Origin of the sequence: Billgrantia kenyensis (genome assembly GCF_013697085.1) — a bacterium.
GTDB classification, from domain to species: domain Bacteria; phylum Pseudomonadota; class Gammaproteobacteria; order Pseudomonadales; family Halomonadaceae; genus Halomonas; species Halomonas kenyensis.
Genome location: NZ_JACEFT010000009.1, coordinates 77856 through 102148, shown reverse-complemented (window position 1 = coordinate 102148; position 24293 = coordinate 77856). Strand labels below are relative to the sequence as shown.

Sequence of the window (24293 nt, the reverse complement as noted above, 5' to 3'; positions counted from 1 at the left end):
CTTGGGTCGTGTGGCTGAGTCAGTCACGTGGAAAGCGCGCTTCGAGTTCGGCGACCTGTTCGGGCGTCAGCCCGCGCGGATTGTGGCCGTGCAGCAGCAGGTAGAGCTTGGCGGTCTCCTCCAGCTCTTCGGTGGCGTAAACCGCCGCCTCCAGGTTCTTGCCCGCAACCACCGGGCCGTGGTTGGCCAGCAGCACGGCGCTGTGCTTGCCGGCCAGGCCGCGCACGGCGTCGCCCAGTGCCGGATCTCCCGGCACGTGATAGGGCACCAGGGGTAAGCGCCCCACCCGCATCACGTAGTAGGCGGTGAGCGGCGGGATGCAGTCGCAGGGATCGACGTCGGGTAGGCAGGAGACCGCCACCGAATGGGTCGAATGCAGATGCACGATGGCGCCGGCGCGGGGGCGCTCGGCGTACATCGCCATATGCAGGAACTGCTCCTTGGTCGGTGCGTCGCCGTCGAGCAGGCGGCCGTCATGGTCGAGGCGCGAGATCCGCGCCGGATCGAGCCGGCCCAGGCAGGCGTTGGTCGGTGTCATCAGCCAGCCACCGTCGTCCAGGCGCACGCTGATGTTGCCGCTCGAGCCCATGGTCAGGCCGCGATCGAACAGCGACTTGCCAAGCGTGGCGATCTGCTCGCGCAGTCGATTTGCGTCTTGGACGCTCATGGCAGTACCTCGAAGGCGCGCAGGAAGAAATCCTCACCGCCGAAGTTGCCCGACTTCAGCGCCAGCGACAGCGGCGCCTGGCGGCCGGCCAGCGTGGCCTGGGTCCAGGGCACGCCGGGATCGATCTGCTCGCCGATGCGCAAAGCGCAGACGCCCAGCGCCGACACCACGGCCCCGGAACTCTCGCCACCCGCTACCACCAGGCGTCCCACGCCCTCGTCGACCAACCGTAGGGCGAGCTCGCCCAGCGCCTTCTCCACCAGTTCGCCGGCCCGCTCGCGCCCCAGCCTCTGCTGTACCCGGCGCACCCGCTCGGCATCGGCCGAGGCATAGATCAGCACTGGCCCGCCTCCGACCAGGAGAGAGCGAGCGAAAGCCAGCGCCCGCTCCAGATGATCCGGCCCTTCAGCCAATGCAGCCGGATCGAGGGCAAAGCCGGGAAAGCGCATGAGAAAGGCGTCGACCTGGGCCAGGGTGGCCCGCGAGCAGCTACCCGACAGCACCAGAGCGTTGCCCGACGCCGGCTGCAGCGCCCCCGCCGCCTCGACCTCGCCCAGCCAACCGCGCCGGCGGTAAGCAGCGGGCAGCGCCTGACCCAGCCCCGAGCCGCCGGTCACCAGCGGCAGGTCGGCCGTCGCCTCGGCCAGCACGGCCAGGTCGCGCTCGTCGAGGGTGTCGCAGATCGCCTGCCGCACACCCTGGCCGGCCAGCTCGTCGAGCCGTGCCCGGGCGGCCTCGGCGCCCTGAGCCAGCATCGACCACGGCAGCAGCCCCACCGGGTGCCGGCTCTGACGCGTCAGGACGCGGACCAGATCGGCGTCGTGCATCGGGTTGAGCGGGTGGTGCTGCATGCCACTCTCGTTGAGCAGCCTGTCGCCGACGAAGAGATGCCCCTGATAGACGGTGCGACCGTTGGCCGGGAAGGCCGGCACCATGACGCTCAGCGGCGCATCGAGACGCTCCAGCAGCGCCTCGCCGACCGGGCCGATGTTGCCGGCCTCGGTGGAGTCGAAGGTGGAGCAGTACTTGAAGAAGAGCTGGCGGGCGCCCTCGCCGCGCAGCCACTCCAGCGCCGCCAGCGAATCGCGTATGGCCTCGTCGGCCGGGCAGGAGCGCGATTTCAGCGCCACCACCACCGCATCGATCCGCTCCGCGTCCTCGACCAGCTCGGCCAGGGGGCGCTGGGGCACGCCGATCAGCTGCACGCAGCGCATGCCGCCGCGCACCAGATTGTTGGCCAGGTCGGTAGCCCCGGTGAAGTCGTCGGCAATGGCACCCAGCACGATCGCCATGCTCAAGCTCCCTCGTCGTTGGCCGCCTCGGGCAGGGCAATGCCCGAGAGGCGCTGGTAGACCTTGATCACCGCCGCGTCGTCCTCGCAGCCAAAACCGGCGCCCTTGGCGGCGGTGAACTGCTGCAGTGCGCTGGCGGCAATGGGCGTGGGCATGGCCAGCTCGCGGCCGGTCTCGTGAACGATGTTGAGATCCTTGACGAAGATGTCCACCGCCGAGAGCGGGGTATAATCGCCCTCGAGAATGTGCGGTACGCGATTCTCGAACATCCAGGAGTTACCGGCGGATTGGCTGATCACCTCATACACGCGGCGCGGCTCCAGCCCCATGCGGACGCCCAGCGCGACCGCTTCGGCAGCGGCGGCGATATGCACGCCAGCCAGCAGCTGGTTGACCAGCTTCATGCTGGAGCCGATGCCCGGGGCATCGCCCAGGCGATGCACGACCTCGGCCATGGCATCGAGTACCGGTCCGGCCTTGTCGAAGGCCTCGGCGCTGCCGGATGCCATCACCGAGAGCCGCCCTGCCCGCGCCTTGGCCGCCCCGCCGCTGATCGGCGCGTCGAGCATCAGCAGGCCGCGCTCTGCCAGCCGGGCGCCCAGCCCCTCGGCCAGGCTCGGCGCCACGGTGGCGCACTGGATCACCAGCGCGCCCGGCGCCAGAGCGTGGCCGAGCCCGTTCTCGCCGAACAGCACCTGCTCGACCTGGGCGGCATTGACCACCACGACCAGCACCACGTCGCACTGTGCGGCAAGCTCGGCGGGCGTCGCCACGCAGCGTCCGCCGGCCTTCTCGAAGGCGCGGCAGGCCGATGCGGCCACGTCGCAGCCGACCACCGTCAGGCCACGCTCGTGCAGCGCCGTTGCCGTACCCAGGCCCATGGCGCCCAGACCGATGACGCCCACTCTTGGAGTCGTACCGTCGCTCACCGCTGCTCTCCCGTTTGTCTGTTCACCTTCGTGCTTTGCCCGCTGAAGACCGCGGCTTCCGGTGTCACTTTTGTGCTGGCCGGATTCGCTATGTTAGCGCTATCATGTTAGCGCTAACATCGTTGTAGTAGATTCACCGACTCGCAGCAAGGGGTGGCCAGGAGGATACGACCATTGTCTAACGATGTGCACAACTCGCGTCGACGACGCAGCACCGAGCAGCCCACGCTCAAGCAGGTAGCCGATGCCGCCGGCGTCTCGGCCATCACCGCGTCGCGGGCGCTGAATCGCCCCGATCAGGTCAACGAGCGCACCCGGGCACGGGTCCTCGAGGCGGTGGAGCGCCTGGGCTACGTACCCAACCTGGTGGCCGGCAGCCTGGCATCGGCCCGCTCGCGCTTCATTGCCGTCATCGTGCCTTCGCTGGCCAACAGCGTGTTCATCGAAGTGATCCAGGGGCTGCAGGAAACCTTCGAGGCCCAGGGCTACCAGATCCTGCTGGGCAATACCGAGTACGACCTGGAGCGGGAATACCAGCTGATTCGCACCTTTCTCGGCTGGTCCTGCTCGGCGCTGGTCACCGCGGGGCTGCGCCACAACGAGGCTTGCCGCACTCTGCTCGCCAACTGCGACAAGCCGATCATGGAGGTCATGGAGCTGGGCGAGGCGCTGGATCTCAACGTGGGGCTGGACCATACCGAAGCCGGCCGCTGCATGGCGCGACACCTGCTCGAGCGGGGCCATCGCCAGGCGCTCTTCATCGGCGCACGACTGGCTGGCGACTATCGCGCCGGGATGCGCTACGCGGGTCATCGCGAAGTATTCGAGCAGGCCGGCCTCGCCGCACCGCTGCTCGAACTCGAACGGGGCGGGCTCGACGCCGGCGCCACCGGGCTGGAGCGGGCGCTCGCCGAGCACCCCGGCATCGGGGCGATTCACTTCGCCAACGACGACCTGGCCACCGGCGCCCTGCTCCACGCTCAGCGCCTGGGTCTCGAGGTACCACAGAAGATTGCCATCGCCGGGTTCAACGGGCTGCCGCTTGGCCAGCACGTCACTCCGCGCTTGACCACCATTCGCTCCCCGCGCCAGGCCATGGGCGAACTTGCCGCCATGGAGGTGATTCGCCGCCTAGAGGGCCAGCGTGTGCTACGCCGACAGCACGACGTGGGCTTCGAGCTGCTGGTGGGCAATAGCACCTGAGCGTACGCCGCCGTCATTTGGTCGATGCAGAGGGGGCCGCCTATGCTGAAACCACGTTCTCGTGCAGGCCGTCCGCATGTCCCGCAAGGTGCTTCTCGTCCTCCTCTCTCTGGCGACCCTCGCCCTGCTGGGCTTCCTCTGGCGCTGGCTCGCCGCGCACGGCCTGTTCGATGCCAATACCCTCTTCGCCCTGCTGCAGGGCTCGCTGGCCTGGCGCGATACGCCCTGGGCAGGCGTGGTGGTGGTGGTGGCTTTCCTCGCCGCCTCACTGACCCTGTTCCCGCTGAGCGTGCTGGTGGTGCTGGCGGGCCTGCTGTTCGGCCCTTGGTGGGGTTTTTTCTACTCATTGATCGGTACCCTGGCCGGCTCGGTGGCGACCTACTGGCTGGGCCGGCGGCTCGGGCGCGATGCCCTGCTGTACTATGGCGGCACGCGCCTGATCAACATGTCACGATACCTGGCCGGGCACGGCGTACGCACCATGACCGTGCTCAACCTGCTGCCCCTGGCACCCTTCACCCTCACCAACCTGCTGGCCGGCGCCTTCCACATCCGCTTTCGCGACTACATGCTCGGCACCTTCATCGGGGCCACGCCGGGGCTGGCCGGTATCATCCTGCTGACTAGTCAGCTCGGCACGCTGCTTACCGCCGAGGACCGTCGCGAGCTGGCCTGGGCGGCCGTCGGCATCGTGCTCGCCCTGGCGCTGCTCTACGGACTAAAGCGCTATGCGGATGCCCGTCAGCAGCGGCGCCGACGCGCCTGACTCACGGCTGCCCAGGCTCGGGTATCGGCGGTACCCGACCCGGCATCCGCTCCTCGAGGAACGCCACGAAGGCACGCAGGCGTGCCGGCACGTGCCGGCGCTGCTGATAGACGGCGGAAAAGTCGGCCGAAACGCCCCGCCACTGCGGCAACAGCTCGACCAGCACGCCGCTGGCCAGATGTTCATGCACATCCCACCAGGAGCGCAGCGCCACGCCGTGTCCGTCGAGCGCCATCTGCACGATCACTTCACCGTCGTTGCTGGCCAGAGGGCCCGCTATCTTGACCGCCTGCTCGCGCCGAGGGTCGTCGCGACGCTGGAAGCGCCACACGGCATAGTCGCTGTCGTTCTCGCGCAGTACCAGGCAGGGGTGCGCGGCAAGATCCGCCGGTGTCGTCAGCGCTGCCATGCACGCCACGTAGCCGGGAGCGGCACACAGCACCCGCCGATTGGTCAGGATGCGGCGCGCCACCAAGCGCGAATCGGGCGGTTCGCCGACGCGAATGCCGAGGTCAAAGCCCTGCTCACCGAGGCTCAGCGGATAATTGGTGAGCTCCAGCACGCCTTCGACGCCAGGATTGAGCGTGCAGAACGCTGACAGCAGCGGCGCCACGTGGCGACGGCCGAAGCCGAAGGTGGCGTTCACCTTGAGCGGCCCCGAGAGTGCCGCACGCTGCTCGCCCAGCGCCTCTTCCAGCTCGGCCAGCTCCTCGAGGATCGCCGAGCCCCGGGTGAGATAGCGCTCCCCTTCCGCCGTCAGCGTCAGCCGCCGGGTGGTGCGGCTGGCCAACTCCACCCCCAGGCGCGACTCGAGCTGCTTGAGTCGCTTGCTCACCGCCGACAGCGAGAGGCCCAGCTCCCGCGCCGTGGCTGTCAGGCTACCCGCGCGGGCCAACTGACGGAAGAAGGTCAGATCATCGATCTGCGCCATACATTATCCACCCTGATTCAACAATACCTTTCCATTCAGCCCGATTATTCCCAGCATTCCAAGAGCTAGACTGGGGGCAGCCAACGATCCGGAGGCAACGCTCATGTTCGAGGGATTCCGCAGGTTCGACATCGCCCACGGCGACATCCACATTCACGGCCGCATCGGCGGCTCGGGGCCACCGCTGCTGCTGCTCCACGGCCATCCGCAGACCCACGTCATCTGGCATCGTCTGGCCGAATCGCTGGCGCGTCGCTTCACCGTGGTGGCCACCGACCTGCGCGGCTACGGCGATTCGTCCAAGCCCCCCGGCGAGCCGGACCACGCCAACTACAGCAAGCGTGCCATGGCCGCGGATCAGCTGGCGGTCATGCGCGAACTGGGCTTCGAGCGTTTTTTCCTGTGCGGCCATGACCGCGGCGGGCGGGTCGCCCATCGCCTGGCGATGGACCATCCCGCGGCGGTGGAGAAACTCATGCTGCTCGACATCGCCCCTACGCTTGCCATGTACGAGCAGACCGACCGCACCTTCGCCACCGCTTACTTTCACTGGTTCTTCCTGATCCAGCCCTCACCGCTGCCGGAGACCCTGATCGAGGCCTCGCCCGAGGGCTACATCACCCGCACCATGGGCGGGCGGCATGCCAGCCTCGACGCCTTCGACCCGGCGGCCATCGCCGAGTACCAGCGCTGCCTGGCCCAGCCCGGCGCGGCGCATGCCCTGTGCGAGGACTACCGGGCCGCCAATACCATCGACCTGGAGCACGACCGCGCCGACCGTGAAGCGGGTCGCCGTATCGCCTGTCCGGTCAGCGTGCTGTGGGGCAAGCACGGCATCATCGAGCGCTGCTTCGACCCGCTGACAGAATGGCGCGCCGTGGCCGAACGGGTCGAGGGTGAGGCCCTGCCCTGTGGCCATTACATCCCCGAGGAGGCGCCCGACGTCCTGCTCGACCGTATCAACCATTTCATGACCCACGACTGACTCACAACCACCCGAGGATCCCACCATGACCCATCGTATCGCCGTCATTCCCGGCGACGGCATCGGCAACGAAGTGATGCCGGAAGGCCTGCGCGTGCTCGAGGCTGCCGCCAAGCGCTTCGCCATCGACCTTTCCTTCGAGCACTTCGACTTCGCCTGCTGCGACTACTACGCCAAGCACGGCAAGATGATGCCCGACAACTGGTTCGAGCAGCTCGAGGGCTTCGACGCCATCTTCTACGGCGCGGTGGGCTGGCCCGACACGGTGCCGGACCATATCTCGCTGTGGGGCTCGCTGCTGCAGTTCCGCCGCCAGTTCGACCAGTACATCAACCTGCGTCCGTGCAAGCTGCTGCCCGGCATCAAGAGCCCGCTGGCCGACCGCAAGCCCGGCGACATCGACTTCTACGTGGTACGCGAGAACACCGAGGGCGAGTACTCCAGCGTCGGTGGCAAGATGTTCGAGGGCACCGATCGCGAGGTGGTGATCCAGGAGACGGTGATGACCCGTCACGGCACAGACCGGGTGCTCAAGTTCGCCTTCGAGCTGGCCCAGAGCCGGCCGCGCAAGAAGCTGACCTCGGCCACCAAGTCCAACGGCATCGCCATCACCATGCCGTGGTGGGACGAGCGGGTCGTGGCCATGTCGGGCCACTATCCCGAGGTCAGCGTCGACAAGTTCCACATCGACATCCTCACCGCCAACTTCGTCATGCACCCCGACTGGTTCGACGTAGTGGTGGCCAGCAACCTGTTCGGCGATATCCTCTCCGACCTGGGGCCGGCCTGCACCGGCACCATCGGCGTAGCACCCTCGGCCAACATCAACCCCGAGGGCAAGTTCCCCAGCCTGTTCGAGCCGGTTCACGGCAGTGCGCCGGACATCGCCGGCAAGGGCATCGCCAACCCCATCGGCCAGATCTGGTCCGGCGCCATGATGCTCGAGCATCTGGGCCACAAGGAGGCCGCCGACGCCATCGTGACTGCCTTCGAAGCGGTACTGGAAGAGGCTGACCCGGCGGTGCTGACGCCTGACATTCGCGGCCAGGGAAATACGCAGTCGCTCGGCCGGGCAATCGCTCAGCGACTGGCAGGGTAGCCTCAACTTTGGTTTGATCTGCGTCAATTTGCCGCATGAAAAGCGAGACGGAGCCGACAGGAATGGCTAGAGTTATAAGCATATAACAAGAACATTAGCCAAACCTGCAGGAGACTCGCCTCACATGTCCCGACACGCTCGCGATCCGTCACGCCTGGATCGGCGCCAGTTCCTCAAGCTGAGTGCTGGCGCCGGTGCAGCCGGGCTTCTCTACTCTTCCGGTCTTCAAGCCCGGTCCGTTTCCACCAATGCCCGAATCGTCATCATCGGCGGCGGGGCTGGCGGCATGGCCATGGCCAACCGTCTTTCTCGCCGTCTCGACGGAGCCCGCATCAGCCTGGTCGAGCCCCGCGAGGTACACCACTACCAGCCCGGCTGGACCTTGGTGGCCTCGGGCGTGTGGCGGCCCGAGAAGACCATGCGGCCCAACTCCCGCTTCGTTCCCGGCGGCGTGGACTGGGTGCGACAGCCCGCCGCCGGTATTGACGCCGCCAACCGCAAGGTCGAGCTGGGAGATGGCTCGCAGCTCGACTATGACTATCTCGTCGTCGCCACCGGGCTTCAGCTCAACTACCACCTGATCGATGGGATGTCTCCCGACCTGGTCGGCAGCCACGGCATCGGTAGCGTGTACGCCAGCATCGAGGGCGCCGCCCGCACCCGGGACGCCATCGACAGCTGGATCGCCCAAGGCAGCGGCAAGGGCATCTTCACCGCAGCTCCCACGCCAGTGAAATGCGCCGGCGCTCCCTTGAAGATGACCTTCACCACCCTTTCGCGCCTCGAAGCCAGCGGGCGGCGTGATGCCTTCCAGGTAGAGTTCATGGCACCGGGTGCCGGGCTCTTCTCCCAGCCCTACGTCAACGACTTCGTCAAGCAACGCTTCGATGACCAGGGCGTGACCCGCCGCCACCATTACCGTATATCGGCGATCGATCCGCAGGCACGGGAAGCGGAGTTCACTTTCGTCGGACCGGACAGCGAGTTCACCTCGCACCACGAGCTGCGCGAAGCGGAGTTCTCCGCAGAGGGTGAACGCAAGGTAGTCACCGACTACGACTTCATCCACGTGGTCCCGCCGATGAGCGCGCCGGATTTCGTCAAGGCCAGCGACCTGATCGCCCAGGACGGTCCGTTCCGCGGAGAATGGCTGGACGTGGACATCTACACTCTGCAGCACAATCGCTATCCGGAGGTCTTCGGTATCGGCGACGTGATTGGCGCCCCGATCAACAAGACCGCGGCAAGCGTCAAGGCCCAGGCGCCGGTGGTCGAAGCCAACCTGATAGCTCAGATCCAGGGCCAGGCGCTGCCGTTGCGTCACAACGGCTATACCTCCTGCCCGATGATCACCGGTATCGGCAAGGCGATGCTGGTGGAATTTGGCTACGAGGACAACTTCGCCTTCCTGCCCTCCTTCCCCTTCATCGATCCCAGGGATGAATCCTGGGCAGCTTGGGTCATGAAGGATCGCATGCTGCAGCCCGCGTACTATGCCGTTCTGGAAGGCCAGGCCTGAGGAGATGTCGACATGACCGTGACTGGAGCCCTTACCATTCTTTGGTACGCCCTGGCCCCCTTCCTGTGGCTGATGGTGACCGGCCTGCTGCTGCTGGTGGTCGTTCAGGTGCTGGCGCACCTACGCGGCTACCGCCTCCTCGGCTACCGTTGCCTGGGAGCCAACCTGGCGGCGATTGCCATCGGTCTTTCCGGGCTGTGGTGGATTCCGTTGTTCACCAATTCAAGCCTGACCTATGTGGCCACCGTCTTCGACTGGGCCGCGCTGATCGGTGCCGTGATCGGGCTGGCCGTGATTGCCTGGCTGGTGCTGAGCCCGCTCAGCTACCTGCTGCGCGTGCGCCAGCCAAGCCCGCCCTGAACCAGCTCGGCCGTCGCAGTCGGCCAGCAACGTTGCAGCCTGAGCGCCCCGCCATTTCTTCGTGGCGGGGCATTTTTCTGCCTGGCCATCCTCGTGGTAGATGCATCGACGCAGCGGACGTTCCTGCTCATGTCGCCAAACCGCTCCCCGGTGACAGCCTGATTTGTTTCGTTACCTCCCGGTAAGTGCAGGCTCATTGTGCCGAATCGTTGTCTAGCCTGATGAATGCAAGCTCACTAGGGCAACGCGTAATGAAAAGGAGGTACGGCATGAAAAGGACAGCAATTGCCATCGCAGTAGGCGCCCTGAGCACTGGCTTGGCTCACGGCGTCCTTGCCCAGGAAGAAGAGGCACAGCAGGGCGAGCAGCAGCAAATGACTGATGAAGACGCCCAGGATCAGGCGGAGTTCAACGGAGAGCAAGCGGGTGAACCTGGCGAGACCGGCTTCGATCCGCAGGATCAGGGCCAACAGCCCTATGGCGACGATGACGATGATGACTTCGAGGCCGAGCAGGAAGGCGAGTTGGATGCCGAGGGTGCCGACGATACCACCGACATCGAGGTCGACCAGGATCCGGCCGAAGTCGAGGTCGAGCAAGAGCCACCCGAGGTGACCGTCGAGCAGGAGTCACCCGATGTGACCATCGAGCAGCCTGAGCCCGATGTCGAGGTTGACCAGGCCGAGCCCGAAGTCACCGTCGAGCAGGAAGGCGAGGCGGACGTGCAGGTGGAAGAGGCCGATGATGCCACCGCCGAAATGCGTCATGAGGACGACGAGGCCGCCGACGAGGATCGCGACCAGGACGGCCTGTTGGACGACGGCCAGGACCAGGCTGACCAGGACATGCAGGTAAGCGACCTGGAAGGCCGCGATGTGGTGACCCAGGACGGCGAAGAGGTCGGTGATGTCGACCGCGTGGTCCGCGACACCGAGAGTGACGAGACTTACGCCATCATCAGTGAAGGAGGCTTCCTCGGCTTCGGCGAGGATGAAATGGCCTATCCCGTTCAGGACCTGGAGATCCGCTCCGAAGGCGAAGTCATCCTGCAATCGCGCAGCGGCGAACGCGCTGGCGACGACCTCGACGAAGACAACTTCGAGGAGCTGGATGGAGACGAGAACCTGGACGAAGCCCAACAGATGAACTGATCGCTGACTTCACTCTTACCTCGGCCACCGTGGCCGGGTCGGCGAGAAAACAACAGGCGCGGCTTCTGCCGCGCCTGCCTGTTTCAGGCTGTCGTTCAGGCCGCCAACTTGGCGGCTACCTCGGCAACACTGCGCCCCTGCAGGCGAGCCAGCTCCAGCTCGTGCTCGGTGGGCTGGCGCTTGCCATCGGGTCCGGCCAGCGTCGAGGCTCCATAAGGAGAACCGCCCTGGACGCTGGAGATATCGAACTGCGACTCGAGACCATAGCCAATCGGCAGGATCAGCATGCCCTGGTGGGCCAGGGTGGTCCAGGACGTGAGAATGGTGGTTTCGTTGCCGCCGCCGGTGCCGGTAGAGGTGAAGACGCTACCGACCTTACCGCGTAGCGCCCCCTTGGCCCACAGACCTCCGGTCTGGTCGAGGAAGGTACGCATCTGCCCACTCATGTTGCCGTAACGCGTAGGGGTACCGAATATCACCGCGTCGTAGTCGGCAAGATCCTGGGGCGAGGCCTCGGGAGTGTCGAAATGCTGGCCGCCTGCCTGGGCGAAGGCTTCGGGATCCATCGTCTCGGGAACGCGCTTCATGTCGGCCTTGGCGCCAGCCACCTGATGGACGCCTTCCGTCACGGCCTGGGCCAGGGTGTGAATGTGGCCGTACATGGAGTGATAGAGTACGAGCACCTTGGTCATCATCTGCCTCCTTTCATCGTGGCTTTCCAAACACCGATCTGGGTCGGTGAGTGCCTCCAGCATAGAAAGTCTCCGAATGAAGAAAAGCGAAGCATTTCGTCCAGGCGTTTCGAAATTATCGTCGTGACCCCCGCCACTCTCCCTGCAGAATCCGCACCCTCCCGGCGGCCAGGTTGTCGCGCAGGTTGCGCCCCATCCGGGCAAATACAGCGCCGAAGATCAGTGCCGGCCCAGGCAGGCAAGAGGCTGACTGCCCCTGTTCCGCGGCCTGGCTCTCGCGACGGCTATGGGTCTGCCGCCAGGCGAGGGCCGCATCGGTGACATCATCCACTCGCTGCGGCTCGAAGCCGGCCAGTGCCATGGCCCGCTCGAGCTGCACCCGGTGACGCAGGTGACTGGTGGCATGACTGCGCGCCCAAGGTACCGGCAGAGCCAACGGCTCGGGATTGTCGCCGGCCACCACCTCATGCAGCAGGACACGCCCACCGGGCACGAGCAGACGCTGCCACTCACCGAGCACCCGAGGAACATCGGGCATGTTCATCAGTGCATGCTGACACCACACGACCTCGAGGCTCGCAGTCTGAAGCGGCACCTTGGCCGCGTCTGCGCACAGGAAGCGGGTGTGCCCAGCCAGACCGGTCGCCGCGCTGAGCCAATTGGCAACCTCGATGAAAGCCGCAGTGATATCCACCCCGACTACGTCGCAGCCATACTCGGCGGCAAGCAAGCGACTCGCCCCCCCCGTGCCGCAGCCAACATCAAGCACCCTTTCACCCCCCTGGAGCCCGCCCAGAGACGCCAGGGCACGGCTGGCGCTGCGCCCACCAAGGTGGAGCTGGTCGATGCCGGCCACATCGTCCAGGCTCAAGCTGTCCGGATCGCATCCAGCGACAATGAAGGCTTGCCGCAAGCGCTGCAGCAAGTCGCCGCCGTCCCGGTCGACCTCGGCATCGTAGTGGGCATTGAGCTGACGGGCATAGCCGAGGGAATCATATCCGTATTCGTTTGGCATATCGGGCTCCTCGCCGTCAGGATGGCAAGGTGCCAGCTTAGGCCCGGCCCGCCCGCGCCCCCATTGCACCAAAGTCTGCCACAGCGCAGATCGTCGAGGACATGACATGCCCCTTTGGCCAGACCGTATCGTCCCCCTCCTGCTCACCGCCACTCTGCTTGGCGGGTGTACAGGCACGCCCAAGGGCACCCAGCCAGTGACCGGCTTCGAGCTCGAACGCTACCTGGGAGAGTGGTACGAGATTGCCCGCTTCGACCACTCCTTCGAGCGTGGACTGGACTGCGTCACCGCCGACTACTCCCTGCGCGAGGATGGCGGCGTTCGCGTCATCAACCGCGGCGTCAACCTGGCGGCGGGTGAAGTGGATCAAGCCGAGGGCCGCGCCTACTTCGTCAGGGAAGAAGACGTGGCGCACCTCAAGGTCAGCTTCTTCGGCCCCTTCTTTGGCGGCTATAACGTCCTGGTGCTCGACGATGACTACCGCTGGGCGCTGGTCTCGGGCCCCACCCGCGACTACCTGTGGATCCTGGCACGCGATCCGGAGCTCGACCCCGAAGTCCATCGCGAACTGGTGGAGCAAGCCGATCGCATGGCCTTTCCGGTGGAGGAGTTCATCGAGGTTGATCAGGGCGAGCGCTGCGAGCCGTGGCGCCAATGAGGGTTTCATTATCGCACCCGAGCTTTCACCAGCCCGACGCCTGAGCTTGAGATATCCGCCTCTGCGCAGGAAGGTAGCCAAGGACCCTCAACCGCCCTGGATACAGCATGCTGTCGGAATGGATCGAGCTGAGCCTTGAAGAGACCTGGCCTGAGTCGCGCAGCGGCAGAGTGCGTGGCGGCACCTATACCCCTCACGCGCCAGGCGTTCTGGAGCTGACTCCCAGTGAGTGCCGGGAGACGGCCAGGGCTTGCGTACTTTCGGTGGGTATCCACGGCAACGAGACTGCCCCCATCGAGCTGATCGGCCAGTGCCTGGCCCGCGTGGAAGCGGGACTGCTGCCGCTTGGCGCTCCGGTGCTGATACTGCTGGGCAACCTCGAAGCAATCCGCCGGGCCGAGCGCTATGTCGACACCAATCTCAATCGCCTGTTTCGCCACGACCTCGGCGAGTCGGGCATGGAACCGGACCGCGCGCGGCTGCTGATGCGCGCCGTGGACGACTTCTTCGCCCGTCACCCTGAGCATGAGCGCCTCCACTACGACCTGCACACGGCGATCCGCGACAGCCGCTACCCGCGTTTCGTGGTCGACCCTTTCGCCGAAACGGTCACCCGCCCCGAGCAGTGGCGCTGGCTGGCACAGGCGGGTATCCAGGCGGTGCTGCATCAACATCAGCACAGCTGGACGTTTTCCCACTATTCCAAGCACTACCATCAGGCCCAGGCCTTCACCCTGGAGCTGGGACGCGTCGCCCCGTTCGGCCACAACGATCTGGCCCCGCTGGCGCCCATGGCCCGACTGCTCGAAGCCCTGCTCGAGGGACGAGAACCGCGGGGAGGCGACCCGGCCCGCATGGCCTTCTTCCGTGTCTCCCACGAAATCCGGCGGCACTCACCGGACTTTCGCCTCTGCTTTGCCGATGACACGCCCAACTTCAGCGAATTTCCGCCTGGCACGCGGCTCGCCGAGGATGGCGAAGCTGGCGACGTCATCGTCGAGGAGACGCCACTGAGCGTGGTGTTCCCCAATGCCAAGGTGGAGCTAGGAGCCCGTGCGGCCCTGCTGGCCTGCCCGGTACCGCCTCCGGAATGACGGCTGCTGCCGGCATGATCGGCGACAAGAAAACTTCAACGACGCTGCAACACAACAATAACCATTAGGAGCCTTGCCATGCACAAGACATTTTTCCTTCCAGAACCGCCTCTCATGGAACGCAGCGGCCCCCACACTGCCCAAAGCCTCCAGGCCTGTTAGAATCGCCCCTTTTCGAGCCTGCCCGATTGAACCGGCCCGTCGCCACAGGCGACCTGTCCCGACCTGGAGCCCGTCTCATGGCCGATACCCCGATTCCACTCGAAGTGCGCAACATCAAGAAGCGCTTCGGCGATACCGAAGTCCTCAAGGGCCTCTCGCTCGAGGCCAGGAAAGGGGACGTGATCACCCTGATCGGTGCCTCCGGCTCCGGCAAGAGTACCTTCCTGCGCTGCATGAACCTGCTCGAACAGCCCGACGAGGGTGACCTGATCGTGCATGGTGAGGAGATCCGCTTCAAGCAGACCCGGCACGGCCGCGAGCCGGCCGACTGGAAGCAGGTAGTGCGCATGCGCGCTCGGCTCTCCATGGTGTTCCAGAGCTTCAATCTGTGGTCCCACATGACCCTGCTGGAGAACATCATCGAGGCGCCGGTGCATGTGCTCGGCAAACCGAAGAAGGAGGCCATCGAGCATGCCCGCGCTCTGCTCGAGCGAGTCGGCCTGACTGCCCGGGCCGACGCCTACCCCGCCCAGATGTCCGGTGGCCAGCAGCAGCGCGGGGCCATCGCCCGCGCCCTGGCCATGGACCCCGAAGTGATGCTGTTCGACGAGCCCACCTCGGCGCTGGATCCGGAACTGGTTGGCGACGTGCTCAAGGTCATGCGCGACCTGGCCGACGAGGGCCGCACCATGGTGGTGGTGACCCACGAGATGGGCTTCGCGCGAGACGTCTCCAGCCAGGTGATCTACCTGCACCAGGGCCTCGTCGAAGAAGCCGGCCCGCCCCAGGAGGTACTGGTCAATCCCACCTCGCCGCGGCTCAAGCAGTTCCTGGCGCCGAAGTATTGAGGGTTACCGCATGATCGATCTACATGGCTACGGGCCACGGCTGCTGGAGGGGGCCGGTGTGACCCTCCAGCTCGCCGTACTGTCGCTGATTCTCGCCCTGGTCCTGGGTCTGCTCACGGCCAGCGCAAAGATGTCGCGCAGCTGGCTGCTGCACAAGGTGGCCACGCTCTATACCACCATCATTCGCGGCGTGCCCGACCTGGTGCTGATGCTGCTGCTGTTCTTCGGCGGCCAGATGGCGCTCAACGTCGTCACCGACGCCATCTACGACCGCACCGGGCTGGACTGGTACATCAACCTGAATGCCTTCGCTGCCGGCGTGCTCACCATCGGCTTCATCTTCGGCGCCTACATGGGCGAGACCTTTCGCGGCGCCTTCATGGCCGTCGAGCATGGCCAGATCGAAGCCGGCAAGGCCTACGGCATGAGTCCCTGGCTGGTATTCCGGCGCATTCGCTTCCCGCAAATGATGCGCCATGCGCTACCGGGGATCTCGAATAACTGGATGGTGCTACTGAAGACCACCGCGCTGGTGTCGGTGATCGGCCTCTCGGACATGGTGCGTGTGGCCGCCGAAGCCTCGCGTGCCACCCACGAACCGTTCACCTTCCTGATTCCGGTGGCCGCCGTCTACCTGTTGATCGCCAGCGTGTCGGAATGGCTGTTCGCCAGGCTACAGAAGCGCTACAACGTCGGCTTCGGGGGGCATTGAGATGGAGAACCTGGCCTGGCTCAACGAGCTGCTTGCAGACAACCGTATCTTTACTCCCCAGACCATCGCCTATTACTGGGATGGGCTGGTCGTCACCACTCAGCTGGTGTTCCTTTCGCTGGTCGCCGGCCTGGTGCTGGCGATACCGCTGGCCATCGGGCGCAGCTCGAACCGTCGCTGGATCAGCCTGCCGATCTATGTCTATACCTATGTGTTTCGCGGCACACCGCTGCTGATCCAGCTCTACATCATCTACTACGGCGTGGTGTTTTTCGACGGCATCCAGCAGACCTTCCTGTGGCCGATCCTGCGCGAAGCCTTCTACCCGGCACTGATCGCTTTCACCTTGAATACCGCTGCCTATACCACCGAGATATTCCGCGGCGCGATCAAGGCCACGCCGCGGGGTGAGATCGAGGCAGCCAAAGCCTACGGCATGTCACAGGGGCTGATGATGCGACGCATCGTACTGCCCAGCGCCTTTCGCCGTGCCCTGCCTGCCTATGGCAACGAGGTGATCTTCATGCTTCACGCCAGCGCCATCGCCAGCGTGGTCACGCTGATGGACCTCACCGGCGCGGCGCGCTTCGTCTATGCGCGCTTCTACGCGCCGTTCGAAGCCTTCCTTTTCGCGGCAGCGATCTACCTGTGCCTGACATTCGCCATCCTCTATTTTTTCCGCTACCTGGAAAAGAGGCTGTTGGCTCATCTCAAACCGCAGGGTGGCAACTGAACAACGTCAAACAGTCGTTGGAAAAACCGCGCATCGGGACTTTCGAGCGCGGCGCAGCTGCGCTAAATTCAGGCGCGACGTCACCGAAACGGTGCACGAATACTACAAAGGGAAACAAACCATGAAAAAACTGTTTACCGTATCCCTGCTAGGCTTGGCCCTGGCTGCCGGAACTGCACAGGCTCGCGATTACGATCACGTGCGCTTCGGCGTCGATATCCCCTACGAGCCGATGGAGTACCGTGACGCCGACGGCGAGCTGACCGGCTTCGACATCGACCTGGGCAATGCCCTCTGCGCCGAGATCGGCGTGACCTGCGAGTGGATCGAACAGGAGTGGGACGGCATCATTCCCGGCCTGCTGGCACGCAACTACGACGCCATCATGTCCTCCATGACGATCAATGAAGAGCGCCGCCAGACCGTGCTCTTCTCCGATCCCTATATCACCATCCCCGGTGCCTGGTTCGCTCCTGCGGGTAGCGATGTCGAAGAGATCAACGAGGAGACCCTGGCCGGCAAGAGCATCGGCGTACAGCGTGGTACTACCTTCGACGGCTATGTCACCGACAACTACGGCCGCGTGGCCAACGTCAGCCGCTACTCCACCGCCGATGACATGGTGCTGGACCTCCAGGCCCAGCGCCTGGACCTGGTCTTCCTCGAGTTCATCGTCGGCCAGGCTACGCTGCTCGACAACCACAGAGGCGAGTTCGAGGTGGTCGGCGAGATGGTCACCGAGCCGGAAGAGTACTTCGGCGAAGGCTTCGGCATCGCCTTCCGTCCGCGTGACGAGGCCTTGGCCGAGCGCTTCAACGAGGCCCTGGCCACACTGAAGGAAGACGGCACCTACGACGAGATCTACGAGCGCTATTTCGGCGAAGAGTAAGCTCGACGAAGCGTCAGTGCTCGAGCGCCGCGCCCCTGGGCGCGGCGCCTCCAACCAAGACAATAACAAGGGATTGTCATGAAGAACGCTTTTCTCGCCTCGCTGGCCGGCGTGGTGCTGGTTTTCGGCCAGGCACATGCCCGTGACAGCTACGATCACGTCCGCTTCGGCGTCGATGTACCCTATGAGCCCATGCAGTACCGCACCCCGGATGGCGAACTGACCGGCTTCGACATCGACCTCGGCAATGCCCTGTGCGAGCAGATGGGCATCACCTGCGAGTGGATCGAGCAGCAGTGGGACGGCATCATTCCTGGGCTGATGGCACGCAATTACGACGCCATCATGTCGTCGATGACCATCAACGAGGAGCGCCGCGCCCAGGTGCTGTTCTCCGATGCCTACTTTACCCCGCCCTCGGCCTGGTTCGGCCCCGTCGACACCGACATCGAGATGCCCTCGGAGGAGAGCCTGGCCGGACGCACCCTGGGCGTGCAGCGCGGCACCCTGCAGGACAGCTACGCCACCGACTTCTACGGCGACGTGGCCTCCGTACGCCGCTACTCCAGCGTGGACGACATGCTGCTGGACATGGAGTCGGGCCGTCTCGACCTGGTCTTCGTCAACTACCCGGTGGGCAAGACCACCCTGCTCGACAGCGAGCGCAGCGAGTACCGCGTGGTTGGCGAGATGATTCGCGAGCCCTACGAGTACTTCGGCGACGGCATCGCGATCGCCTTCCGCCCCCGCGACGAAGCCTTGGCGGAACGCTTCAACGAGGCGCTGGCCGCGCTCAAGGAAGACGGCACCTACGACGAGATCCACGACCGTTATTTCACGGACTAGCGTAACAGGGCCTCCCGCCTTGGCCGGCAGCGGTCGAGGCGGGTGGTTGACAAGGGCCGCGACATCCAGGAAATTCGATGCTGTACGAAACGCATCAGGACACCGTCCATGATCGATCGCTTCCCACAGCCCATGTCTGAGGTCTATTGCTGTTACTTCGACAGCTTCTACCTCAGCGAGTGGTTCGACGAATAAGTCCCCTTCCCGCGGCCTTCCCGGTCGCATCGGCACGCCCGGCCATCGACACGTCCTTGCCTGAATGGCAACGCTCGTGTGCCTTGTCGCGCCTGAATCGCGACGACCCTGCCGACTTCGGCAATGAAAACTCGTTGAAAACGACACCTTCCCAGGAGGAAGACTCATGCGTGCTCTCAACATGATTCTGGCTGCCACTCTGGCGGCCGGCCTGACCGCCGGTACCGCCCAGGCCCGCGACTATTCCGAAATCCGTCTGGGCGTCGACATTCCCTACGAGCCCTTCATGTACCGTCAGCCGGATGGTGAACTAACCGGCTTCGAGATTGAGCTGGGTAACGCCGCATGCGAGTACATGGAAGTCACCTGCACCTGGGTGGAGCAGGATTGGGACGGCATCATTCCCGGCCTGCTGGCACGCAACTACGACGCCATCATGTCGTCCATGGCCATCACCGAGGAGCGTGCCGAGCGCGTACTCTTCTCCGAGCCCTACTACACCACCCCGAGCGCCTGGATCACCACGCGTGACCGCGACATCGACATCGAAGACCGCGACAGCCTCGAGGGGCTGGTGGTCGGCGTGCAGCGCGCCACGCTGCAGGACAATTACGTCAGCGAGCTCTACGGCGACCTGGTGGAAATCCGTCGCTACACCAGCGCCGACGACGTCGTCACCGACATGCGTGCAGGCCGTCTCGACCTCACCTTCATGGACTACCCGGTGGCGGAGTCCAGCATGGGTATCGACACCGAGGGAAGCCAGTTTCAACGCATCAGCGACTTCATCAAGGAGCCCGAGCACATTTTCGGCAAGGGCGTCGGCGTGGCCTTCCGCATGCGCGACGAGGCGCTGGCGGAGCGCTTCAACGAGGCGCTTGCCGCACTCAAGGAAGACGGCACCTATGATGAGATCATGGAGCGCTACTTCAACTACGACATCAAGCTCTAAGCCAGAACGACACTCTCCGCGAACGCCGGCAATAGTCGGCGTTCGCCTTCACGAGGAGCCGGAATGCTGACCCTGCTGAAGAATGCCCAGCTGCATGCACCACGCAACCTTGGGCTCTGCCATCTGCTGATCGCCGACGCACGCCTCGCCGCCGTGGTGCCGGTCGACCAGCCAATGCCTGCCGCCGGCCCGGCCATCGAGGAGATCGACCTGGCGGGGCGTCGGGTCATCCCCGGCCTGGTCGACCCGCTGGTGCATTTCATCGGCGGCGGCGGCGAGGGTGGCTTCGGCACCCGCACCGCCGAACTGACGCTCGAGAACGCCCTGGCCTCGGGGGTCACCACGTTGATTGGCGCACTGGGCACCGACGCCCTGACCCGGACACCGGCCAACCTGCTGGGCAAGGCCCGAGAGCTCGCCGCAGCTGGCCTCACCACCTACTGCTACACCGGCTCCTACCAGCTGCCGCCGGTGACACTGACCGGCTCGGTGGGCAGCGACATCCTGTTCATCCCCGAATTCATCGGCCTGGGCGAAGTGGCGATCAGCGATCATCGCGGCTCGCAGCCCTCCGCCTTCGAGCTGGCGCGCCTGGCCGCCGAGGCACGCACCGCCGGCATGCTGGCGGGCAAGTCGGGTATCGTCTTCATCCATACCGGCGATGCCCCCACTCACCTGGAGCCGCTGCGCGAGGCGGCCCGAGGTAGCGCCATTCCGCTCGCCCAGTTCCTGCCCACCCACATCAACCGTACCCCGGCGCTGTTCGAGGACGGCCTGCGCTTCGCCCGGGAAGGCGGGCGCATCGACTTCACTACCAGCACCACCGCGGAGCTGTTGGCCGGGGGCGAAGTACCCGCCGCCGAGGCCGTGGCCCGCGCGCTGCATGCCCGCGTCGAGCCGTCACGCATCACGCTCTCCTCCGATGCCAATGCCTCGCTGCCGCGCTTTGACGCCGAGCGCCGCTTCGTCGGGCTCGAACCCGGCCGCCTCGCCAGCCTGTTCGAGGTCGTCGGCGAATGCATCGAGAAGCACGGCGTGCCGCTGGAGCATGCCGTCGGCGCCGCCAGCGCTCACGCCGCCGACGCCCTCAAGCTCACCGCCAAGGGACGCCTCGAGCCCGGCCGTGACGCCGACCTGCTGGTATTGAGCGAGGGCAAGTGGGCCATCGACGAGGTATGGGCCCTGGGCCGGCGGGTGTATCGACGCGGCTAGCCGCGTCGTATCAGGATTCCGCGTCCGGCGAAGAAACGCTCGAACACCGCAGGCGCGAGGCGGGCGTCCGCCTGATTCGCTCCGGGCAGGCCGGAGGGATTGTGGAAGCGCAGACGCCCACTCTCGTCGCAACCGAAGAGATAGACCAGATGCCCGCCCCGCTGCGGCGGGTCCTGCTCGGGTGTGCGAATCGAAGGGTGCACCGAGGCGATCACACGGTGCCCCTCCTCCAACCATTCGACCAGCCGCTCGGCCTCGACGTGCTCCACGACCTCGGCCGCCAGCGCGTGACGCTCCCTCAGCAGCTGCACCAGGGGCCGGTAGTAGAGGCCCTTGATGCCCGCCTCCGACACCTCGTAGCCGCCGACCTCCCGGCACCTTTCGAGCAGCTCGAACAGGCTCGCCCGCACGCCGCGCAGCTCCTCGAGCAGCATCTTGGTGCAGGCCATGCCGCAGATATGCGAGGCCCAGCGCGCATACGCCTCGGCGCTGGGAGCACCGGACTCGACCCAGCGGGGATCGTCGGCGGCGTGCAGGCGTCCGGCCAGCAGGTCGGGAATACGCTCGCTGGAAACCCACTGGGAGTAGTACGCAGGAACATCCTTGTTCGACATCGGTGTCTCTCGATCAATGGCCCTTGTGGGGGCCCGGTACGTGACTCGGCTCCACGAGCCGTTCCTCTATCGGCTGGGCCAGCTCCTGGAGAATACCGCAGTGGCTGGAGTCGGTCTCGCCGTTGCAGCGCGAGCGCAGGGTAACGAGAGCCTCGCGCAGCGCCTGAAGCTGCTCGATGCGCGCCTCGACGTGGGCCAGATGCTCGTCGATCAAGCCGTTCACCGCGTTGCACGGCAACCGCGGACGGTCGTGATAATCGAGCAGGGTGCGGATCTCCTCCAGCGTCATGTCCAGCGTGCGGCAGTGGCGGATGAAGCGCAGCCGCTCGGCATGGGGCTCCGCATAGAGGCGATAGTTGCCGCTGGAGCGGGCGGGCTCGGGCAGCAGCCCCTCGCGCTCGTAGTAGCGAATGGTTTCCACCGCGCAGCCGGTGCGGGTGGCCAGCTCACCGATTTTCATGTGAGGCCTCGAAAAAGATTTGACCCTATAGTGGCTACAGGGTGTGTCATCAGCCTATACGATGACACGGAGTCCTGCCATGACCGAACACACCAGTTGCTCGAGCTGCACCGCGCCTGCCTCACAGAAGAGCGACCGGCCGCCGCCCGGCACGCAGTCGCTGCGCCTGCATATCGAGGCAATGGACTGCCCCACCGAAGAGGCGCTGCTGCGCCGGGCGCTGGGCGACACGCCGGGCATCGAGCGGCTCGACTTCGATCTGGTCAATCGCGTGCTGACGGTGCATCACCAAAACGTCATGGAAGACACCATCGAGCGTCGTATCGCCTCCACCGGCATGAGCGCGCGGCGCCACGATCCGGCCCAGCGCACGCCGACGGCCAGCAGCACGGAGAACTGGTGGAAGCTGGGCGCCGCCGCGCTGCTGGCCCTGGCGGCCGAAGTCAGCCACTGGCTGGAACTGGCCGAGCCGTGGCTGGCCGCCGCGCTGGCGCTGACGGCCATCGCCCTGGTCGGCCTGCCGACCTGGAAGAAGGGTTTCATCGCCCTGCGCCACCGCACGCTCAACATCAATGCCCTGATGAGTGTGGCGGTAACCGGCGCACTGCTGATCGGCCAGTGGGCCGAGGCCGCCATGGTGCTGGTGCTGTTCACCCTGGCCGAGCGCATCGAGGCGCGCTCGCTGGGTCGGGCGCGCAATGCCATTCGCGAGCTGCTCTCGCTGGCACCGGAGAGCGTCAGCGTGCGCCAGGCCGACGGCAGCTTTCTCGGCGTGGCGGCCAGCGAGGTCGCCGTGGATAGCCTAGTACGGGTGCGCCCCGGCGAGCGCCTGGCGCTGGACGGCAGCGTGACCGAGGGTCACCCGGCGCTGGACGAATCGCCCATCACCGGTGAGAGCCTGCCGGTGGACAAGGCCCCCGGCGCGAACGTGTTTGCCGGCAGCGTCAACCAGGGCAGCGAGTTCCTCTATCGCACCACCCGAGCGGCAAGCGACACCACCCTGGCGCGCATCATCCACACCGTGGAGCAGGCCCAGGCCAGCCGCGCTCCCACCCAGCGCTTCATCGACCGCTTCGCCGCCGTCTATACCCCGGCGGTGTTCGCCATCGCCCTGCTGGTGGGACTCACCTGGCCGTGGCTGTTCGGCGTCAGCTGGTTCGACGGCATCTACCGCGCCCTGGTACTGCTGGTGATCGCCTGCCCCTGTGCACTGGTGATCTCCACTCCGGTCACCGTGGTCAGCGGTCTGGCTGCCGCCGCCCGCGCGGGCGTCCTGGTCAAGGGCGGCAACTTTCTGGAGCAGGGCCATCGCCTGGTCGCCATCGCCTTCGACAAGACCGGCACCCTGACCCAGGGCCGCCCCTCACAGCGGGCCTGGCACCCGCTCGACGGCGCGCTGGACATGCTCGACCGTGAGCGCCTGCGAGCGCTGGCAGCAGGCCTCGCCGTACGCTCCTCGCATCCGGTATCGGCGGCCCTGGCCCGCGCCGCCGAGGCCGATGATATCGCCCCGTGTGAAGTGAGCGACGTGCGCGAACTGCCCGGCCGCGGCGTGGTGGCAAGCCACGACGGGCGCAGGCTGTGGCTCGGAAACCGCCGCCTGATGCAGCAGTTCGCCGCGCTGGACGAAACCCTCGACGCGCATCTCGCCGAGCACGAGGCTCGCGGCGAGACGCTGGTGATCCTCGGGGAAGAGGCGCGCCCACTGGCACTGTTCGCCGTCGGCGACCCGCTGCGTGAAGAGAGCCGAGAGGCCATCGAGGCGCTGCACCGGCTGGGCGTGACCACGCTGATGCTCAGCGGCGACACCCCGGCCAGCGTGGCCGCGGTGGCGACCCAGGCCGGCATCGACGAGGCCCACGGCGCCCTGCTGCCGGAAGACAAGCTGGCAATGATCGAAGCGCGTGCTCAGCAGGGGCCGGTGGGCATGGTGGGCGATGGCATCAACGACGCCCCGGCACTGGCCCGCGCCGATATCGGTTTCGCCATGGGCGCACTGGGCAGCGATGCCGCCATCGAGACCGCCGACGTGGCGCTGATGGACGACGACCCGCGCCGCCTGGCCGACTTCCTGCGCCTCTCGCGGGGTACGCACAGGGTGCTGATGCAGAACATCGCTATCGCCCTGGGCCTCAAGGCGGTGTTCATAGTGCTCGCCTTCACCGGCCACGCCACCCTGTGGATGGCGGTGTTCGCCGACATGGGCGCCAGCCTGATCGTGGTGGCCAACGGCCTGCGCCTGCTGGGGCATGGCCGTATAATACAGCGGCAGCTACAGGCCAAGAGCCCGGCCCAGCCCAGCCCATGAA

24 protein-coding genes and 1 pseudogene are annotated in these 24293 nt (G+C 65.8%); 17 read left to right on the top strand and 8 right to left on the bottom strand.

Annotated features, from left to right (window positions below; all coding sequences use genetic code 11):
* Positions 1-19: 19 nt before the first annotated feature.
* From otnC to ltnD, 3 genes and pseudogenes are all read right to left on the bottom strand, one after another.
* Positions 20-667, bottom strand: coding sequence for a 3-oxo-tetronate 4-phosphate decarboxylase (gene otnC / locus H1D44_RS09295; protein WP_181514575.1), 648 nt, complete (start codon positions 665-667; stop codon positions 20-22).
* Positions 664-1959 carry a 3-oxo-tetronate kinase gene (gene otnK, locus H1D44_RS09290; protein WP_181514574.1) on the bottom strand — a complete coding sequence of 432 codons (1296 nt, stop codon included), beginning with the start codon at positions 1957-1959 and terminating at the stop codon, positions 664-666. The genes otnC and otnK overlap by 4 nt, the downstream gene beginning before the upstream one ends.
* A gap of 2 nt (positions 1960-1961) precedes the next feature.
* A pseudogene (gene ltnD / locus H1D44_RS09285) lies at positions 1962-2891 on the bottom strand (L-threonate dehydrogenase); the annotation flags it as partial.
* Between the two features lie 171 nt (positions 2892-3062).
* On the opposite strand from ltnD, the gene H1D44_RS09280 reads away from it, so the two are divergent.
* Positions 3063-4091 carry a LacI family DNA-binding transcriptional regulator gene (locus H1D44_RS09280; RefSeq protein ID WP_181514573.1) on the top strand — a complete coding sequence of 343 codons (1029 nt, stop codon included), beginning with the start codon at positions 3063-3065 and terminating at the stop codon, positions 4089-4091.
* Positions 4092-4167: 76 nt separating this feature from the next.
* Positions 4168-4857 carry a TVP38/TMEM64 family protein gene (locus H1D44_RS09275; protein ID WP_181514572.1) on the top strand — a complete coding sequence of 230 codons (690 nt, stop codon included), beginning with the start codon at positions 4168-4170 and terminating at the stop codon, positions 4855-4857.
* A 1-nt stretch (position 4858) separates the two neighbouring features.
* Here the strand turns inward: H1D44_RS09275 and H1D44_RS09270 are convergent, their stop codons facing one another.
* Positions 4859-5788: a LysR family transcriptional regulator gene (locus H1D44_RS09270; protein WP_181514571.1), complete on the bottom strand. Its 930-nt coding sequence runs from the start codon at positions 5786-5788 to the stop codon at positions 4859-4861.
* 103 nt (positions 5789-5891) lie between these two features.
* Here H1D44_RS09270 and H1D44_RS09265 point away from each other — a divergent pair, with 103 nt between their 5' ends.
* The 5 genes from H1D44_RS09265 (at position 5892) to H1D44_RS09245 (ending at position 10902) form a co-directional block, all read left to right on the top strand.
* On the top strand, positions 5892-6773 hold the full coding sequence (locus tag H1D44_RS09265; protein ID WP_181514570.1) for an alpha/beta fold hydrolase: 882 nt from the start codon (positions 5892-5894) through the stop codon (positions 6771-6773).
* A gap of 25 nt (positions 6774-6798) precedes the next feature.
* Positions 6799-7872, top strand: coding sequence for a tartrate dehydrogenase (locus H1D44_RS09260; RefSeq protein ID WP_181514569.1), 1074 nt, complete (start codon positions 6799-6801; stop codon positions 7870-7872).
* Positions 7873-7996: 124 nt separating this feature from the next.
* Positions 7997-9391, top strand: coding sequence for an FAD-dependent oxidoreductase (locus H1D44_RS09255; RefSeq protein ID WP_181514568.1), 1395 nt, complete (start codon positions 7997-7999; stop codon positions 9389-9391).
* A gap of 12 nt (positions 9392-9403) precedes the next feature.
* Positions 9404-9751, top strand: a complete 348-nt coding sequence (locus H1D44_RS09250) for a hypothetical protein (protein WP_181514567.1) — start codon at positions 9404-9406, stop codon at positions 9749-9751.
* A 269-nt stretch (positions 9752-10020) separates the two neighbouring features.
* Complete coding sequence (locus tag H1D44_RS09245) at positions 10021-10902, top strand: PRC-barrel domain-containing protein (protein WP_181514566.1); 882 nt, start codon at positions 10021-10023, stop codon at positions 10900-10902.
* Between the two features lie 95 nt (positions 10903-10997).
* Here H1D44_RS09245 and wrbA read toward each other — a convergent pair whose 3' ends face one another.
* Together wrbA and H1D44_RS09235 are read right to left on the bottom strand one after the other, a co-directional pair.
* On the bottom strand, positions 10998-11594 hold the full coding sequence (wrbA, locus tag H1D44_RS09240) for an NAD(P)H:quinone oxidoreductase (protein ID WP_181514565.1): 597 nt from the start codon (positions 11592-11594) through the stop codon (positions 10998-11000).
* Positions 11595-11709: 115 nt separating this feature from the next.
* Positions 11710-12609, bottom strand: a complete 900-nt coding sequence (locus H1D44_RS09235; protein WP_181514564.1) for a class I SAM-dependent methyltransferase — start codon at positions 12607-12609, stop codon at positions 11710-11712.
* Between the two features lie 106 nt (positions 12610-12715).
* Between H1D44_RS09235 and H1D44_RS09230 the strand changes: the two genes are divergently transcribed.
* From H1D44_RS09230 to iadA, 9 genes are all read left to right on the top strand, one after another.
* Positions 12716-13267 carry a lipocalin family protein gene (locus tag H1D44_RS09230; protein ID WP_181514563.1) on the top strand — a complete coding sequence of 184 codons (552 nt, stop codon included), beginning with the start codon at positions 12716-12718 and terminating at the stop codon, positions 13265-13267.
* Positions 13268-13374: 107 nt separating this feature from the next.
* Positions 13375-14361: a succinylglutamate desuccinylase gene (locus H1D44_RS09225; RefSeq protein WP_181514562.1), complete on the top strand. Its 987-nt coding sequence runs from the start codon at positions 13375-13377 to the stop codon at positions 14359-14361.
* Between the two features lie 239 nt (positions 14362-14600).
* A complete protein-coding gene (locus H1D44_RS09220) occupies positions 14601-15371 on the top strand; it encodes an ABC transporter ATP-binding protein (RefSeq protein ID WP_181514561.1) in 771 nt (256 codons plus the stop codon).
* A gap of 10 nt (positions 15372-15381) precedes the next feature.
* Complete coding sequence (locus H1D44_RS09215) at positions 15382-16083, top strand: ABC transporter permease (RefSeq protein WP_181514560.1); 702 nt, start codon at positions 15382-15384, stop codon at positions 16081-16083.
* Position 16084: 1 nt separating this feature from the next.
* A complete protein-coding gene (locus H1D44_RS09210) occupies positions 16085-16816 on the top strand; it encodes an ABC transporter permease (RefSeq protein WP_181514559.1) in 732 nt (243 codons plus the stop codon).
* Between the two features lie 121 nt (positions 16817-16937).
* Positions 16938-17705 carry a transporter substrate-binding domain-containing protein gene (locus tag H1D44_RS09205; RefSeq protein ID WP_181514558.1) on the top strand — a complete coding sequence of 256 codons (768 nt, stop codon included), beginning with the start codon at positions 16938-16940 and terminating at the stop codon, positions 17703-17705.
* Between the two features lie 78 nt (positions 17706-17783).
* A complete protein-coding gene (locus H1D44_RS09200; RefSeq protein WP_181514557.1) occupies positions 17784-18551 on the top strand; it encodes a transporter substrate-binding domain-containing protein in 768 nt (255 codons plus the stop codon).
* A 361-nt stretch (positions 18552-18912) separates the two neighbouring features.
* Positions 18913-19698, top strand: a complete 786-nt coding sequence (locus H1D44_RS09195; protein WP_181514556.1) for a transporter substrate-binding domain-containing protein — start codon at positions 18913-18915, stop codon at positions 19696-19698.
* 63 nt (positions 19699-19761) lie between these two features.
* Positions 19762-20910, top strand: a complete 1149-nt coding sequence (gene iadA / locus H1D44_RS09190; RefSeq protein ID WP_181514555.1) for a beta-aspartyl-peptidase — start codon at positions 19762-19764, stop codon at positions 20908-20910.
* Here iadA and H1D44_RS09185 read toward each other — a convergent pair.
* A complete protein-coding gene (locus H1D44_RS09185; protein ID WP_181514554.1) occupies positions 20907-21524 on the bottom strand; it encodes a cysteine peptidase family C39 domain-containing protein in 618 nt (205 codons plus the stop codon). The two genes, iadA and H1D44_RS09185, sit on opposite strands and share 4 nt — an antisense overlap.
* A gap of 13 nt (positions 21525-21537) precedes the next feature.
* The gene (cadR, locus tag H1D44_RS09180) at positions 21538-21984 is read right to left on the bottom strand and encodes a Cd(II)/Pb(II)-responsive transcriptional regulator (RefSeq protein WP_181514553.1); all 447 of its coding nucleotides are present in this window, start codon (positions 21982-21984) and stop codon (positions 21538-21540) included.
* Positions 21985-22063: 79 nt separating this feature from the next.
* Between cadR and H1D44_RS09175 the strand changes: the two genes are divergently transcribed.
* Positions 22064-24292 (top strand): heavy metal translocating P-type ATPase, encoded by a 2229-nt coding sequence (locus H1D44_RS09175; protein ID WP_181514552.1) that lies wholly within the window; start codon positions 22064-22066, stop codon positions 24290-24292.
* Position 24293 lies beyond the last annotated feature (1 nt).